Genomic DNA, 15,731 nt, shown 5'->3' with positions numbered 1-15,731 from the left:
CGGATGGGCTGTCGAAAAACCTCACATTTATTTGCAGATATTTTTTATTTATTGCGCCTGAATGCGGAAACCCATGCGTGGGAAATGCACATGCACGGTGCCAGCGCGTTCATCGGTACGCCGCAGGATCAGCTCTTCGCGCCCGACAAACCGCAGCTCGCCGGCCACCGGGTCAACGCCATAATCCGTGGCGCTGATCGTCACCGGCTGCCCGGCCTTGAAACCATTCAGGTCGTCGAACAGTTCATCGGGTAGCGCGGCTGGCGTGGCGTTTCGCGCCACCTCCAAGGCGTGCTCGGCAGTCATCTCACTGGCGGTGCCATGACCAACGCTCAGCACCCGCTCCAGCCAGGCCGCGACAGCGGGGTACGCATCCACCAGCGGCGCCGTCACCGTCGAGCCTTTGAGGAACCACAGCGGATGGGCCAGGGCGAAGTCGGCAATCGAAGGCTCACCGAACAGGAAATCCCCCACCGAGTGCTGCAACTGCTGCTCAATGCGACCGGCCAGCGCCGGCCATTGATGCAAGGCCACCTCCAAGGACACCCGCGCCGCACTGCCACCGCTGAACAGTTTGCTGCGGTCGTCCACCAGCACCTGGAGCAGGTGCGGCGGCACCTTGGCAAACTTGACCGCCAAGGATTCAGGCTGGAACACCAGCGCCACGGCATGGGCGAATACCACCGAATCCGCCCAGGCCGCAAAGCCCTGGGTGACCAGTTCCAGGCCCTGGGGAAACAGCGTCGGTGCCGCTTTTTCCTGCTCCAGGCGGCGGGCGATCAAGGCGGTGTCGCAGTAAATATCGGCGCCGACCTGCAACACCGGCGTCTTGCGATAGCCCCCGGTCAAGGCGGTCAGATCAGGCTTGGGCATCACCGGCGAGATAAGCACCGAGCGCCACGACAACCCCTTGAACCCCAGGAGCAGGCGGGCTTTTTCAGCAAAGGGGGACTGCGGGTAGTGGTGCAGGATCAACTCAGACATGCCAGGCTCCGCTCAATGGAATGAACCGCTAGCTTAGCCCGCAAAACCGTACGTGGGGACGATGGGAACCCATCAGTCAAATCAATGAACCACTCGCGGCCAGGCACTCCTTGGCACTTTTTTTCAGCTTCTTGATCAGCCGTTCCTGGCGCAGCGCCTCGCCCTTGCTCGCGCACTGCTCGGTGTAGACCAACGCCACGGCGGGGCTGGACAAAAAGAACCGCGCGCCCTTGCCGCTTTGATGAGAAGCAAAGCGGCGCACCGGGTCGTTGCTGATGCCGCAATAGAGTGAGCCATTGGCGGCACGCACCAGGTACACGAACCAGGGTTTGGCTTGAGTGGGAGTCATCACGAATCGATTTCGGCAAACCAGAAGAGCGCTGATCTTATCAACGACCGGCCTGGAATGCCTTCAAGCCTTTGAGCGCCTGGGCGCGCACCGCGTTTTTCAATGCCGGCGACCAGCCCAGCAACAGCCCCTTGAGGCCCAGGGCCTGGCGCGACCAACGCCACAGGTCGAAATGGTCGTGGTGCTCGCAGATCTTGCCGTCGCGAAACACAAACCGCGCGCCGATGTCGTTGACCACGGTATTGCCGGTCGCGCTGAACAGGTAAGTCGCCACCCAATGCGCGCTGCCGGTGCGCTCATCGCTGCGCACATGGTCGAACGTCAGGGAAAAGTCCTTGGCCCGCGTGGTGAGCATGCGCCACATATCCCCGGCATCACGCCCACGCAACTCGCCGAACGCCGGGTCGCTGAAGACCACATCGTCGGTGTAGCAGGCGGCCATGGCTTCGGCATCCAGGCGCTGGAAGGCGCTGTAGAACTCGGTGATCAGGGCGTTATGGGCATCACTCATGGGCGGGGTCCTTTGGCGTCAGAAGAGTTGACGCACGATAAGCCGGTCGCGCCGCCAAGGCTACTGTCATTCACTGTGCAAATGAGTGGGCTTGCTTAATGCCAGTCAGTCAAGGAGGAACACTGTAACTGTGGCAAGCGGGCTTGTCGTGGCGAGCGGGCTTGCCCTAATGCCGTTCAGTTAAGGCTTTTTTGTAGGAGCGAGCTTGCTCGCGAAGAACTCACAGGCGCCGCGTTGATTCAGGAAACACGCGTGATCGTTGACGTTTTTCGCGAGCAAGCTCGCTCCTACAAGAAGGCGATGTACGCTTAACTGAACGGCATTAGGGCTTGCCCCGCGTTGGGCTGCGCAGCAGCCCCAAAACCTCAGGCCGCGGTCCATCTGAAACAGCGCGGTGATCTTAGTGGGGCTGCTTCGCAGCCCAACGCGGGGCAAGCCCGCTCGCCACAGCTAGCCCGCTCGCCAGGGGATACTGTTTGTCCGTTCTATCTCGCTTGCCTGGCCAACCTCAGGGCACCATCCCACTGCTGCGGGCGTAGGCGAACAAATCCACGTCAGTGGAAATACACAACCGGTTCATCGCGGTGCTTTTCTGCTTGCTGATCGTCGAGATACTCCGGTTGACCCGCGCGGCGATCTGGCTGACGGTCATGCCGCTGGCGAGCATGCGCACCACCTCGCGCTCCTTGCCGGACAATTGCGGCACGGCTTGCTGATCCCCGGTACCCGCCTCCACCAGTTGCTGACGCAGGCATTCGCTGATGAACGTCTTGCCGGTGCTGATCGATTGAATGGCTTGAGGCAACTCCCTGGCCGATGCACTTTTAGCAATGATGGCCCGGGCGCCGTGGGCGAAGGACGTGCGCAATGTCGCGACGTTGGCGAACATGGTGACCAGAATCACCGGGAGCTCGGGGTGCTTGCGATGCATCAGGCTCAGCAGGCTATAACCATCGGCCTGCTGGTTACCCGGCATGGCGAAATCAGTCACCACGATATCGCAGGGTGTGCTGTCGATCAGCGCCAGCAATTGATCGGGCCCGTCGGCCTCGCCCACCACTTTGCAGCGACCGTTGGCTTCAATCACCACTTTTTGGCCGATACGTACAATCGGATGGTCGTCGGCAATAATTACTCGAAGCATTAGAACCACCATGATGGCAACTTGATTCGGGCAAAAATAGCGCCGGATGCAACCCGCAACAACCGGCAAAAACAGCAGCAGCAGCAGGTGGCCCAGCAATCTATGAGAGCAAGATTTTCACCTACAAAACAAAAAGAACACGGCTACAGAAAAAACCTACGCAAACCTTAATAAAAGTCCTACACATCAACACTAAAGAGCTTTCAGATATTCCACATAACGAACCAAGTCTTGCCGTAACCCAAACAACGCCCTGGCATGCAACGCCACCCCATCACGCGTCACAGCGCTGATCAACTGGATGCCGCGCGCCTCCAGCGGAGTGCCCCCCAGGAACGCCACGCTTCCGATCAGGCGGTGCAAGTGCTGTGCTGTCTGGTCCGCATCCACATGCGCCATGGCATGGGACAAGGCTTGCAAATCCTGGCGTACCTCCTGCACCAGGCTGGCCAGCATCCCATCCAGCACTTGCGCACTACCAAACAGTTGCACCAGCCTGGCGCGCGTCGGCCAATCCTCTTCTCGGGTGCGCGGCACGTCTGTCACCAGTGGGGTGCCGTCCGCCAACCAATACAGCAAGACATTGCGCAGTTGACCGAACGTCAGGGGCTTGATCAGCCAGGCATTGATGCCCGCGTCCAGGCATTGGTGGACTTCATTCGGCCCAAGGTTGGAGGTCAAGGCAACGATCGGTACGGGCTCGGCCATCGACTCACGCTCTCGACGGCGCACTTCACGGGCCAAGGCATAACCATTCATGACCGGCATCTGGCAGTCCGTGAGGATCAGGTCGAACGGTTGCCCATCGAGCGCGGCAAGCGCGGCCTGGCCATCACCGCAGGTCTCGCAGCCCAACCCCAACTGCTGCAGCATCGCGCTCATCATCATGCGATAGGCAGGATGGTCGTCGACTACCAGCACTGTGCAATCCTGCCAATGGGCAGGCGAGGCATTTGACGGCAGCGGATCATCCCCAGCGCCGTCGACTGGGCGAATGTCCGATGACATGACTACCTCGACTTACCGCAATGCGCGGGCCTGGATGGAACGCCCCTACAAAACAGGCATAGATCGGCGGCAGTGGCCCGCACGCCTATATCGGCAAGGCGAGCCATCCTGTTGAGAATCTTTTTTACTAATCAGAGGGAAGAAAATATTTGAAGCGAGGCGTGCCGGCGATACAACAACTACGAAAAGTTAATAAAACCTACACATAGACAAGCCCGTTCCGACATCAGTTATTGCACGTGCGCAAGATCCACTCACTCTCGTAATTGTTGTATTTGCGCCAACATCGACGACCGATAAATTGCGCCGCATCCCACGGAGAGGGACGACCAGCCATCACGCCGGTCGCTGAAAACCAGACGGCATCTCCTGTTTTCCTGCCGTCAGCAAGCCTTGCACCGGAACTTCAAAACATGAAAAAGCCCCTAGCAGCACTCGCCACTCTCGTCATGCTCGCCACCTCAGGTGCTGCGGTTGCCGCCAGCAGTGTGGACCTGACCGTCACTGGCCTGATCACCCCGACGGCTTGCACGCCATCCTTGTCCGCTAATGGCGTCGTCGATCACGGCAAGATTTCGGCCAAGGACCTCAGCCCGACCAATTGGACCCGTCTCCCTACATCCGTCTTGAAACTGACCATCGGCTGCGACGCCCATACCTTGTTCGCGGTCCAGGCAACCGATAACCGGGCAGGCTCGGCCAACTACTCGAATAGTTTCGGCCTGGGCTTCGTCAACGGTACGCAAAAACTCGGCCAGTACGATCTGGAGTATGGGAACCCTGTCAACGGCGACGGCGGCCCCCTCTACCCGATTCTCTCGAGGGATGGCGGCCTGACCTGGATGAACAATGAAGAAGCCATCACCAGTCCTTTGGAGCTGCTGGGGTTTCGTGACAGGCCAACCGGTCGAGAGGGCCCTATCCCCCTCAAAAACGTCACTGCAGACCTGATGGTCACTACCTTTATCAACGCCACCAACAGTTGGGACATGGGCCAGGAAGAGGTTGAAATCGACGGCCTCGCCACGCTTGAAGTCAAGTACCTGTAGCCCGCCGGCATGAAGCGTACCGCCCTCCTCCCAGCCCTGCATGGGAGCCCCCTATCGACGGTTGCGCCACACTGCCAGCGGCCGGCTTGCAGATGGTTCCCGTCTTCAATCAGGACGATTACCCATGGATAGATTCACCTCAGGCCTCGTGGCCAGCCTGCTGATTGCCTGCGCACCCACGACTTTCGCGGCCAGCAGCACCAGTTTGAGTGTCGGCGGGACCATCACGCCCAGTTCCTGCACACCGACGTTGTCCAGCGGCGGCATCGTCGACCACGGCAAGCTGACGGTAAAGGACCTCAACCCAGAGCAGCCCACCCGCCTGCCAACCGGCGAGTTGCTGCTGGAAGTCAATTGCGAGGCGGCCACCTTCTTCACCCTGACCACCGTCGACAACCGCGCCGGGACGTCGGCCATTCACCCCGCCAGCCATGGCCTGGGCACCATCAACGACGACCAAATGCTGGGCAGCGCCGCCTTCAGCCTGTTCGACGCGGTGGCCGACACTCAACCGGTGCACGCCATCATGTCCAGCAACGGCGGCAGCAGTTGGCGGATCTCGTCATACCTGGGCCATGCCGGTATCACAGCTTTTGCTGCCCCGGCAGACCTCTATACGCCCATCGCCATCAAGGTGCTGAACGCCCGCTTGAGCGCCTTCACCACCCTGGTACCGGCCAAGGACCTGCCCCTGGTGGACGAAGTGCCCATCGATGGCAGCGCCACCCTTCAAGTGAAGTACCTGTAATTCCCTGACCCTGATCCCCTCTACCAAGAATATTCCTCATCATGAAGACCACACTTAAAAGCCTGATCACCTGTTGCTTGCTCGGCAGTCTTGCACCTGCATTCGCCGCCTCCACTGTCGACCTGAGCGTCAAGGGGTTGATCACCCCCAGCTCCTGCACACCCAGCCTATCGGCGGGTGGGCAGATCGATTACGGCAAGGTGGCGGCGAAAGACCTGAACCAGACCTCAACAACAAAGCTGGCAGAGAACCGGTTACTGCTGAAAATCGACTGCGAGGGCCCGACCGCCATGGCGTTCAAGCTCATCGACAATCAGCCGGATACCAGCAGTAATTATTGGTATTTGGGGCTGGGCCTGACACCGGCCCAAGAGAAGATCGGCCTGGTCCGTGTCTTCTTTGAAAACTCCACGACCGATAACCAAACCGTACACATCAGCGAGTCGGAAGACGGTGGCAAAACCTGGAGCCGTAACAATGGCCAAGGGTTTTATATCGGCGACTCAATGCATGCCCCCAGCAATCCGACCGACCCGACACAGCCTATCCCCAGCACGCACTTTGCGACCGACTTGAAGATCTATGCGGAGATTGCCCGTGCCGACGGCCTGACCCTGACAGAAGAAGTCGCCTTCCGGGCCAGCGGTACCGTTGAAGTCCATTACCTCTAAAACCCCACAGGGATTTTGCCCGATGAATCGACCTATCCACTGTTTGGCACTTACCTTGCTCGCCTTGCACCTGACGCCCTCCTTCGCCAGATCCGCCGTGGACTTGGATATAGCCGGTCGCATCACGCCCCAGGCCTGCTCGGTTTCGCTGTCTGACAGCGGCCTGGTCGATTACGGCAAGATCCCGGCACGCACGCTGAACCTGACTGACTTCACCGTGCTGCCCAACCAGCAAATGGGGCTGAGCATCAGTTGCGAAGGCCCAACCCTGTTTGCCCTCACAGGCATCGACAACCAGGGCAATTCGTCCCCGGACCCGCAGGTGTTCTACGGCTTGGGCATGAACATCCATGCGCCGAGCGAACGCCTGGGGCACGTCAGTTTGTCACTGCGCGGCCCAGTGGGGGACAACGCCACCTTGCAGACCCTGACCTCGGCGGACAATGGCGCCACCTGGACACCCGAGCCCCACGCCTACCCACGCAAACTCATGGCATTCGCCCCGGCCGGCGTGCTGTTGCCCGGGCCCTTGCGCCAACTGGTGGCGAGTCTGCGGGTGGACACGTCCATCAGCCCGGCCAACACCCTGACCCTGAAAGAAGAAGTCCCCCTCGACGGTTCGATCACCCTGGACCTCAAGTACCTCTAATCCTCGCGAGTAATGACGATGTACAGCTCTTTATCAACCTGGCATTGGATCGGCCTTACCCTTGGCCTCTTGTGCGTTGCCACCGCCAGCCTGGCCGATGGCATGGTGCCGGACACGTCGGTGGTGCTCGTCTATGAAGCAGATGGCGAAGCCTCTGTGTCAGTGAGCAACACCGATAACAAAGTGGCCCTGATGCACGTGACCCTCGAGAACATCCCCGAGGACCCCGAAACCCTGTTGTTCGTCACCCCGCCCCTGAGCCGGGTCGAAGCGTCCAAAAGCCAGTTGGTGCGTTTCATCCTGCAAAGCCAGGAGCCGTTGAAGACCCAGCGCCTCAAGCGGGTGATTTTCGAAGGCATGCCTGCCCAGCAGGACCCCAACCGGGCCGGGCGCGCCCAAGTGGGTGTGACCGTGCGCCAGAACCTGCCGGTGATCATTCACCCCAAAGGCCTGGCGCGTAACCGCGAGCCTTGGCTGGGCCTGACCTGGCATTTGGACAATGACCAACTGAGCGTGCGTAACCCCACGCCGTACGTGGTACGCCTGGCCCAGGAGCTGCAATTGCTGCCTGGCAACGGCTCGGCCATGTTGCCGCGCACCTACGTGTTGCCAGGCGAAACACTGACGGTGACGACCAATGGCGCGGCAGCCACCACCGTACGCCTGCAACCGGCCACGGTATATGGCTTTGCAGTACCGGCTCACGACGCCGCGATCAGCCTGTAACTCAGCGCCGCCCAGGGACGTAACGGCGCCAATAAAAACGAAGTGGCCACCCCTAAGGCCACCAGGAAACGACCTGCAGCGATAGGAAATCGTGGCGGTTTTTCCATCCTATGAGTGCACTTGTGTGAACACAGTCATGAACATCCGTGACGGCAAAGCCGTGCCCGGCATTTCACCACGCCGGGCATTTATCCCATTGTTCCTGGGGCAGATACTGCTGTCGAACGCCGCCTGGGCGGACACCCCATCAACGGCCAGCGCCTTCGACCCGCAGACGTTGCGTCAGCGGGGAATCGACCCCGAGCTTGCCAGCCTGTTGATGCAGGCACCGCGGTTCGCCCCAGGGCGCCATGCGCTCAGCCTGAGCGTCAACGGCCAGCGCCGTGGCCGCGTGGACGTGAGCTTCGATCAGCACGGCGCGCTGTGCTTCGACCCACCGTTGCTCGACGCCGGCCAGTTGGTTATGCCGTCAACCGGCCCGGCAGAGGAAAGCAGCTGCTACGGCTTCCTCCAGGACTACCCACAAACCGTGATCGATGCCGACCCGGCCAGCCTGAGCCTGGCCCTGGTGGTACCGACCCAGGCGCTGCGTCCGCTGACGCAGGACATTTCCGGTTATTCAACCGGCGGTTTTGCCGCGCTGATCAATTACGACATCACCGGGCTATACAGCCAATACAGCGACGACACCAGCCGTTTTGCCTCGGCCAATACCGAGGTCGGTTTCAATGCGGGCGACTGGATCGTACGCAGTCGCCAGGTACAAACCTGGCAAGACCGTGTCTCGCGCACCACCCACCTGGACGCCTACGCCCAACGCACCTTCGCCAGTCAACAGGCGGTGCTGCAGGCCGGGCAGATCAACCTCTACAACCCGGTACTCGCCGGCGCGCAAATCACCGGCGTACAAGTGCTCAATGAACAGGCCCTGCAAGAGCAGAACCAGGGCGCGACGATCAACGGCATCGCCAATGGGCCGGCGCAGGTCGAAGTTCGCCAGAACGGCACCTTGATCCACTCCACCGTGGTGCCCGCCGGACCCTTTTCGTTGAGCAATGTGCCGCGCCTGAACGGGCGCTCCGACGTTGAAGTGACCGTCAAGGAAGCCACCGGCGAGGAACGCCGCTTCACCGTACCCGCGGCCATGCTTGGCCTGGACCTGCCTGCGCCCGGCTACTCGGTGGCCGCCGGGCGGGTACGTAGCATAGGCGATGGCCAGGCCGCCGAGCCGTGGGTGGTGAGCGCCGGCTGGAGTGCATCACTCCATCCGCAAGTCAGCTTCGGCAGCGGCGTACTGGCGGCCGAAGATTATCGTTCGGCGGGCCTGAGCCTGGGGTTGTTGCCCTGGCAGGACAGCCAGGTGCAAGTGGCCGTGGTGGGCGCAGAGGCGACGCGCCGAATCCGCGAGCGCGGTGTGCAGACCGACCTGTCCTGGTCGCAGAAGTTGAACGAGCGCTGGGCGGTCAGCGCCGCCAACTCCTGGCGCACTGAGGGGTACCGCGACCTGACCGAGTCGACGTACGTCACCGACACCGAGCCACAGCAACGCTCACGCTACCGCGACCAGCAAAGCGCCACGGTTTCCTGGTCCCACCCAGGGTGGGGTGCGTTCAGTGCGGGCATGTCCCGGTCGTCTTCGTTCCAGGGCGACAGCAGCAGCCGTGCCCTGGCGTCGTGGGGCACCCAGGTACGCGGTGTGTCCGTTTCCGCCACGGCCGAATGGCAAGTCAGTGGCCGCCAGCACAATGACAACAGCCTGTACCTGAATCTCAGCGTGCCGCTTGGGGACAGTCGCCGTGGCCGGGCATGGGTGCGCAACTCGGGGGGTGAACACCGCACCGGGCTGGGCCTCAACGAACAGATCAATGAGCAGTTGGCTTACCGGGTCGCCGTGGAACACGACACCCGCGACCGTGAGGTGGAGTCGTCCCTCGGCCTTTCTGCCTTGCCGTATTACAGCCAGCTGGATTTCAACTACACCCGCTCCGATGCCGAGCGCTCAAGCTACCAGGGCGGTGCCCGTGGCGCAGTGGTCATGCATGGCGGCGGGGTGACGTTCTCGCCCTACCCGGTGCGCGACACCTTCGCCGTGGTGTCGGTGGGCGAGATGGCCGGCGTGCAGGTGAGTACCCCCAGTGGCCCGGTATGGACCGACTGGCAAGGCCACGCCGTGGCGTCCCAGCTCAGCCCCTATGGCCGTAGCCCGGTGGAAGTCCAAACCCGTTCATTGCCGCGCAATGCCGACATCAGCAATGGACTGGCCGTGGTATCGGCGGGGCGCGGCGCGGTAGACCGGGTTGAATTCGGCGTATCGCTGACCCGTCGCGCACTGCTGACCCTGGACCGACCCGTGCCCCGTGGCGCAGCGGTGACCACCGAAGACGGCGAGTTCATCACGCTGGTCCAGGAAAACAACCAGGTATTTATCCCCAACGTGCTCGACACCCGCACGCTGTGGATCAAGGCCCCCGGCCAGCCACGCTGCCACTTGCGCTTTGAACTGCCCGCCAAGGCCGACCCCCACGTGTACTACGAAACCGCCCCGGCGCGCTGCCAGACTCCTTGAGGACACCATCATGAACCTTCACTACGCCCTGGCCGCCTTGGCGCTCCTGGCCGGCACCGTCCACGCACAGGACGACTGCCGCCTGGACCTCAGCCAGTCGCGCCTGGATTTCGGCTTGATGAAACGCGCCAGCGGCCCCGCATCTGCGCCAGAGCGATTGCTCGGCGAACGCCGTCTGTCGCTGACCTTGAACTGCCCGCAACCCAGTGACATGCGCCTGTTTTACCGCGCCCTGGCCGCCGGTACCGAGCGCTTGCGCTTCACCGAAGGCGGCAGCTACCGCGTGCAGGTGCGGGACGGGGTGCTGGATGGCCGGGCCGTGGAACTCGGCCTGCTGCCAGGGCAAGACCAGGCGCCAGCGGCGGTCGCCTCGACGCTGACGTGGCGGGCTGACCACGGCATCGTGCCGATGTACAACGGCCAGCCCGCAACCGGCAGCAGTTTTTCCGTGCAACTGGACGTCAGCGCCTGGGCCCTCGATGCAGCCACTCATGTGCGCGACGCCGTCACTTGGGAAACGGAGGGGCTGGTGGACGCGCCCGCATCGGGCCGTTCACGGGCGTTGCATCTGCAAGCCAGCTTCGCCCCGGCCGCCTGCACGCCAACCCTGTCCAACAGCGGGACAGTGGATTTTGGCAAGTTATCGATCGGCGACCTGAACAACGACAGGGATACGCCCCTGCCCTCCCGACCGCTGACCCTCACCGTCGCGTGTGACGGGCCTACGCCTTTTGCCTTGGTGATGCACGACAACCGAAGCGGCTCAGCCACCGGCGGCGTCGACGAGACCGCCTACGGCCTGGGCCATGACGCGCGCGGGCAGAAAATCGGCCGTTACGCGCTGACCGTCGACCCGGCCCTGGTCACCGCCGACAGCCTGCCCCAAATGTACCGTACCGACTCCACCACCAGCGGCAACGCCTGGAGCGGCGCCAGCGCCACCCCCATCGCCTTGGGTGCCCGCAGCTTGCTGGGCTTTACCGCGACCGCCGGCAGCACGGAGGGGCCCAACGCCCTGCAGAACCTGAGCGCGCTGCTGACCCTGAACGCCGTGATCGCGCCACTCGTAGACCTGGACCTCAGCGGCGAAATCGAACTCGACGGTTCAGCCACCCTGGAAATCATCTACTTCTAAGTGCCACAGGAATCCTCATGTTCAATCGCTATTTGCTCCTCACGACGCTATTGCTCAACTCACTGGCGCAGGCCGCCTCCACTGTTGACCTGGGCGTCAGCGGCCAGCTCACCCCCAGTGCCTGTGAACCCAGCCTGTCCAATGGTGGCGTGTATGACGTAGGCAAGATCGCCGCCAAGGACCTGAACGCCCATCAACCCACCCGGCTGCCGCCTCATAGCCTGAAATTGGCGATCGACTGCCAGGCGTCGACCCTGCTGGCCCTGGAACCCCGGGATAACCGACAGGGCTCCAGTTATTCCGGTGATCAAAGCCATTCGTTCGGCCTGGGCTTGATCAACGACAACCAAAGGCTGGGCGCCTTGAATTTGAGCCTCGATTCAGCCGTGGCCGACGGCGTCGAGATGTACACGCTCATCTCAAGCGGCCCTACTACATGGGCGCCGTCGACAATTCTGTCACCACACGCCCTGAGCGCGTTCACCCCCATCAGGAACGTGACCGTCCCGGCGCCGGTACAACAACTGAGCGCCCTCTTGTCGATCCAGCCGATCATCGCCCCGACCGACACGTTGTTGCTGACAAAAGAAGCGCCTATAGACGGCTCCGTGACCCTGACCGTGAAGTACTTATAGGAGTTAAACCATGAAAACGTTACTGCTCGCCCTAACCGCCGTTGCGTGGCTGGCCCCTGTATCGACGGCCCAGGCCGCCTCCACCGTCGACTTGCGCGTGACAGGCCTGATCACCCCCATGGCCTGCACCCCGGTGTTTTCCGGCGGTGGGTTGGTCGAATTCGGCAAGATATCCCAACAAGACCTCAACCAGGCCACAGGCACCCGGCTGCCGCTCAAGTCCCTGACGCTGACCGTCAGTTGCAATGCACCCGGCCGCTACGCCTTGCGCATGCGCGACAACCGCGAAGGTTCGGCCCACGTCAACAGCGAGATCTATTACGGGCTGGGGTACGACAACAGTGGCAACAAGGTCGGGGTCTACTCCCTCAAGTTCGACCCGAAGCAGACCGTGGCCAGCCCATTGCCACAGGTGTTCGGCACCGAATCCACCACCGGCGGCGCGGCCTGGCGCACGGCCAATCAAAACCCGATCGACATCGGCGCCAGAAGCCTGTTGGGGTTCACCGACATCGAGGGCAGCACCGACGGCCCGGCCGCCATCCAAACCCTGACCAGCACGCTGACCCTGGAGGCGGTGATCAATGCCAAGCAGAACCTGGACCTGAGCACCGACATCCCCCTGGACGGTTCCGCGACCCTGGAGGTGGTGTATCTCTAGACGGCTTCGCTGCTGACACCCACGTATTTCGCCCGCCCCGCACCGAGACCGGCGACGACGGCGCCCAGGCCGAGGACCGCGAACACCCAGCCGGTGGCAGCCCAGCCGCCGGTCCAATCGTGTATCAGCCCCACCGCGAGCGGGCCGGCGGATGCCAGGGTGTAGCCGACGCCCTGGGCCATGCTCGACAGGTTCGCGGCCACATGGGAATCCCGTGAGCGCAGCACGATCAAGGTCAACGCCAGGCTGAACGTCCCGCCCTGGCCCAGCCCCAACAGAATGGCCCAGCCCCACAGCCCGTCGAGTGGCGCATACAGGCAGCCGAACAGGCCGCCGAGGGTCAGCAGCATCACCACCACAATGGCCAGGCGCTGATCCTTACCGCGCGTGGCCAGCCAGGGCGCGGCCAGTGAACTGAACAATTGCACGATGATGGAGCCGGACAGCGCCAACCCGGCTTCGGTGGCACTCAAGCCACGGCCGATCAGGATCGACGGCAGCCAGCCAAACACGATGTACGCCAGGGACGATTGCAGGCCCATGTACAAGGTCACCTGCCAGGCCAGCGGGTCGCGCAGCAAGCCTTTGACCTGATAGGCGACCTGGTGGGCACTCTGCTTCTGGCCGACCTGGGGCCACCAGAACAACGCCGCCACCAGCGCCGGCACAATCCAGAAGCCCAGGCCGAAGGTCCAGCGATCGCCGAAATAATGACTGAGGGGCACCGTTGCACCTGCCGCCAGCGCTGCCCCCAGGCACAGGGCCATGGTGTAGACCCCGGTCATGGCGCCGGCCTGCCTGGCGAAATCACGCTTGACGATGCCCGGCAGCAATACGCCGATGATGCCGATACTCGCGCCCGCGACCAGGCTGCCGACGAACAGACCCACTTCGCCAAAAGCACTGCGCAGGAGGATGCCGGCGGCCAAGGTCAGCAAAATCCCCAGCACCACGCGCTCGGCGCCAAAACGCCGGGCCAGGATCGGCGCCATGGGTGCGAACAGGCCCAGGCACAGCACCGGCAAGGTGGTAAGCAAACCGGCCCTGGCCGCCGACAACCCCAGGCTGCTGGAAACGTCTGCCAGCAACGGCGCCATGCTCGACAGCGCCGGGCGCAAATTCAAGGCCACCAGGATCAGGCCCAACAGCAACAGCCACGGGCGATTCACCACCGGGTGGCGGTGTTGCACCACCTCGTCGTCGGCTTCGGCATCGATCAACAGTTCTTCGAGTTCGGGCGTGCGTTTGGCTTCAAGGCTCATTAATCAACTGCCGGCAGATGGATTTGGCGCGTTCCGGGTCCTGGTGTTCCACGGCGTCGAGCAGGGCGATATGCAGGTCGAACACCGCCTGGCGGCGCGGCGAAATGTTCAGGGTCTGGCGCAACTGGGCGCCGATGAGCGCCGAAAAATACTGGTACAGCTCGCTCAAGGCGGGGTTGTGCGCGGCGTCCACCAGGCGTGCGTGGAACACCAGGTCAGCACTGATATAGGCCTCCAGGTCACCGTGGTACAGCTCGGCGCTGGCCTTGAGTGCCTCATGCAGACCGTTGAGATCGTCCTCGGTACGGCGCACGGCAGCGAGGCCGACGGCCTCCACTTCGAGAATCTGCCGCGTCTCCTGCGCCTGTCCCAGGGTGCAATGGGATAACGCCCGCATGGCCCCCAGCGGGTCAGTCATCGAACGCAGGTAACTGCCGTCGCCCTGGCGGATGTCGATCAACCCGCAGAACGCCAGCACGCGCATGGCTTCGCGCACGGTATTGCGGCTGATGCCCAACTCGGCCGACAGCTCCGGCTCGGTGGGCAGGCGCTCGCCGATGGCCCACTTGCCTTCGGTAATGCGCCAGCGCAACTGCTCCAGGGCCTGGTCCACCAGGGAGCGTTTGATCAGGGGGGCGATGTCTGTCATGGAATGTTGGCTTTCGTCCAATCATAGGATGAATTTTCCTACAGCCTATTCAGAGTTACCTACAAAGGCAACGCACTAGGGTTCTTAGGCAGGAAAAGGAGCAGTATTTTCGATTAGTAAAATTACCCTTAGAGGGTAATTATCCGGCTCAGGTGTCTTATGGAAAAGTACACACCTCATTACGATCTGGCGGTGATCAAGGCGGATGTCAGGCGGCTTAAGGAAAAGGCATTTACCTCAACGGCGAAGAGCACAGGAAGGAAACTCGGCTTTGAGATCCATGAAATGCAAGAAGTCGTTTTTCAATTGCAAACCAGGATGTTGTACAAATCAATGACTACCTATGCAGACCATAAGGTCTGGCAGGACGTGTACCACATCAGTTCACACGGCATGGAGATTTACATAAAGGTCACTTACCGCTCAGGCGGTAACCCACCGGTAATCTCCTTCAAGGAGTGCAACTCATGAAGACTCAACAGTGCTTTATATGCGGTACGCCCGACGGCATGACTCGGTTCGAGGGCCGTAGCGAGACCATCAGCGTCAAAGGGATGGAGCGTCGTGTCGATGACCTTTCTGGCTGGGAATGCCATGCATGCGGCGACGGCATGTATGACCCGGATAGTGCAGAACGCCACGCAAAAGCAGGGGATGAACTCGTCCATGCCGCACGGACAATGATCGGCAACGAGATGAAACGCATCCGTCGCAAGCTGCACCTTACGCAAAAAGAAACCGTGCAACTCTTGTCGGGTGGCGGCCACAACGCTTTTTCACGTTATGAACGCGGTGAGCTTCTGCCACCGAAGCCACTGGTTCTGTTGATGCGATTATTGGACCGTTACCCTCATTTGCTCGCCGACGCCAAGGTATTGGCCGAAGGCGCTGACCTGCGGGGGTTCACTCATACCGTGAACACAGAAGATGAGGCGCTCAAGGCCTCATGAACAGACAAAAATAAACCCGGCCAGGCCGGGTTTA

Annotated in this window: 18 protein-coding genes; 11 read left to right on the top strand and 7 right to left on the bottom strand. The window is 61.8% G+C overall.

Annotation, left to right across the window (positions count from 1 at the left end; all coding sequences use genetic code 11):
- Positions 1–48: 48 nt before the first annotated feature.
- The 5 genes from P2T68_RS06675 to P2T68_RS06655 form a co-directional block, all read right to left on the bottom strand.
- A complete protein-coding gene (locus tag P2T68_RS06675) occupies positions 49–984 on the bottom strand; it encodes a glutathione S-transferase family protein (protein WP_024073589.1) in 936 nt (311 codons plus the stop codon).
- A 76-nt stretch (positions 985–1,060) separates the two neighbouring features.
- Positions 1,061–1,333: a GIY-YIG nuclease family protein gene (locus P2T68_RS06670; RefSeq protein ID WP_024073588.1), complete on the bottom strand. Its 273-nt coding sequence runs from the start codon at positions 1,331–1,333 to the stop codon at positions 1,061–1,063.
- A gap of 40 nt (positions 1,334–1,373) precedes the next feature.
- A complete protein-coding gene (locus tag P2T68_RS06665) occupies positions 1,374–1,844 on the bottom strand; it encodes a nuclear transport factor 2 family protein (RefSeq protein ID WP_069075309.1) in 471 nt (156 codons plus the stop codon).
- Between the two features lie 508 nt (positions 1,845–2,352).
- Positions 2,353–2,988: a response regulator transcription factor gene (locus tag P2T68_RS06660; RefSeq protein WP_024073586.1), complete on the bottom strand. Its 636-nt coding sequence runs from the start codon at positions 2,986–2,988 to the stop codon at positions 2,353–2,355.
- Between the two features lie 192 nt (positions 2,989–3,180).
- Complete coding sequence (locus P2T68_RS06655; RefSeq protein ID WP_024073585.1) at positions 3,181–3,996, bottom strand: response regulator; 816 nt, start codon at positions 3,994–3,996, stop codon at positions 3,181–3,183.
- Between the two features lie 413 nt (positions 3,997–4,409).
- Here P2T68_RS06655 and P2T68_RS06650 point away from each other — a divergent pair, with 413 nt between their 5' ends.
- From P2T68_RS06650 to P2T68_RS06610, 9 genes are all read left to right on the top strand, one after another.
- Positions 4,410–5,045, top strand: coding sequence for a DUF1120 domain-containing protein (locus P2T68_RS06650; RefSeq protein WP_168232418.1), 636 nt, complete (start codon positions 4,410–4,412; stop codon positions 5,043–5,045).
- Positions 5,046–5,169: 124 nt separating this feature from the next.
- Positions 5,170–5,793: a DUF1120 domain-containing protein gene (locus P2T68_RS06645; RefSeq protein ID WP_168232419.1), complete on the top strand. Its 624-nt coding sequence runs from the start codon at positions 5,170–5,172 to the stop codon at positions 5,791–5,793.
- 41 nt (positions 5,794–5,834) lie between these two features.
- Complete coding sequence (locus tag P2T68_RS06640; RefSeq protein ID WP_277379168.1) at positions 5,835–6,464, top strand: DUF1120 domain-containing protein; 630 nt, start codon at positions 5,835–5,837, stop codon at positions 6,462–6,464.
- A 22-nt stretch (positions 6,465–6,486) separates the two neighbouring features.
- On the top strand, positions 6,487–7,113 hold the full coding sequence (locus tag P2T68_RS06635) for a DUF1120 domain-containing protein (RefSeq protein WP_024073580.1): 627 nt from the start codon (positions 6,487–6,489) through the stop codon (positions 7,111–7,113).
- Positions 7,114–7,125: 12 nt separating this feature from the next.
- Positions 7,126–7,839, top strand: coding sequence for a fimbria/pilus chaperone family protein (locus P2T68_RS06630; protein WP_081329152.1), 714 nt, complete (start codon positions 7,126–7,128; stop codon positions 7,837–7,839).
- A 136-nt stretch (positions 7,840–7,975) separates the two neighbouring features.
- A complete protein-coding gene (locus P2T68_RS06625; protein ID WP_168232481.1) occupies positions 7,976–10,405 on the top strand; it encodes a fimbria/pilus outer membrane usher protein in 2,430 nt (809 codons plus the stop codon).
- Positions 10,406–10,415: 10 nt separating this feature from the next.
- A complete protein-coding gene (locus tag P2T68_RS06620) occupies positions 10,416–11,540 on the top strand; it encodes a DUF1120 domain-containing protein (RefSeq protein WP_069075303.1) in 1,125 nt (374 codons plus the stop codon).
- A gap of 17 nt (positions 11,541–11,557) precedes the next feature.
- Positions 11,558–12,175 carry a DUF1120 domain-containing protein gene (locus P2T68_RS06615; RefSeq protein ID WP_069075302.1) on the top strand — a complete coding sequence of 206 codons (618 nt, stop codon included), beginning with the start codon at positions 11,558–11,560 and terminating at the stop codon, positions 12,173–12,175.
- Positions 12,176–12,185: 10 nt separating this feature from the next.
- A complete protein-coding gene (locus tag P2T68_RS06610; protein ID WP_069075301.1) occupies positions 12,186–12,836 on the top strand; it encodes a DUF1120 domain-containing protein in 651 nt (216 codons plus the stop codon).
- On the opposite strand, the gene P2T68_RS06605 is transcribed toward P2T68_RS06610, so the two are convergent.
- Both P2T68_RS06605 and P2T68_RS06600 read right to left on the bottom strand, forming a co-directional pair.
- Positions 12,833–14,098, bottom strand: a complete 1,266-nt coding sequence (locus P2T68_RS06605) for a CynX/NimT family MFS transporter (RefSeq protein ID WP_193690197.1) — start codon at positions 14,096–14,098, stop codon at positions 12,833–12,835. The two genes, P2T68_RS06610 and P2T68_RS06605, sit on opposite strands and share 4 nt — an antisense overlap.
- Positions 14,088–14,747, bottom strand: a complete 660-nt coding sequence (locus tag P2T68_RS06600) for a FadR/GntR family transcriptional regulator (RefSeq protein ID WP_277379167.1) — start codon at positions 14,745–14,747, stop codon at positions 14,088–14,090. Before P2T68_RS06600 ends, P2T68_RS06605 begins: the two co-directional genes overlap by 11 nt.
- A gap of 159 nt (positions 14,748–14,906) precedes the next feature.
- On the opposite strand from P2T68_RS06600, the gene P2T68_RS06595 reads away from it, so the two are divergent.
- Together P2T68_RS06595 and P2T68_RS06590 are read left to right on the top strand one after the other, a co-directional pair.
- Positions 14,907–15,218 (top strand): type II toxin-antitoxin system MqsR family toxin, encoded by a 312-nt coding sequence (locus tag P2T68_RS06595; protein WP_024073572.1) that lies wholly within the window; start codon positions 14,907–14,909, stop codon positions 15,216–15,218.
- The gene (locus tag P2T68_RS06590) at positions 15,215–15,697 is read left to right on the top strand and encodes a type II toxin-antitoxin system MqsA family antitoxin (protein ID WP_024073571.1); all 483 of its coding nucleotides are present in this window, start codon (positions 15,215–15,217) and stop codon (positions 15,695–15,697) included. The genes P2T68_RS06595 and P2T68_RS06590 overlap by 4 nt, the downstream gene beginning before the upstream one ends.
- The last annotated feature ends 34 nt before the right edge of the window (positions 15,698–15,731 follow it).

Source organism: Pseudomonas sp. G11 (assembly GCF_029457515.1).
GTDB lineage: Bacteria > Pseudomonadota > Gammaproteobacteria > Pseudomonadales > Pseudomonadaceae > Aquipseudomonas > Aquipseudomonas gorinensis.
This window is presented reverse-complemented; position numbering and strand designations above follow the sequence as displayed.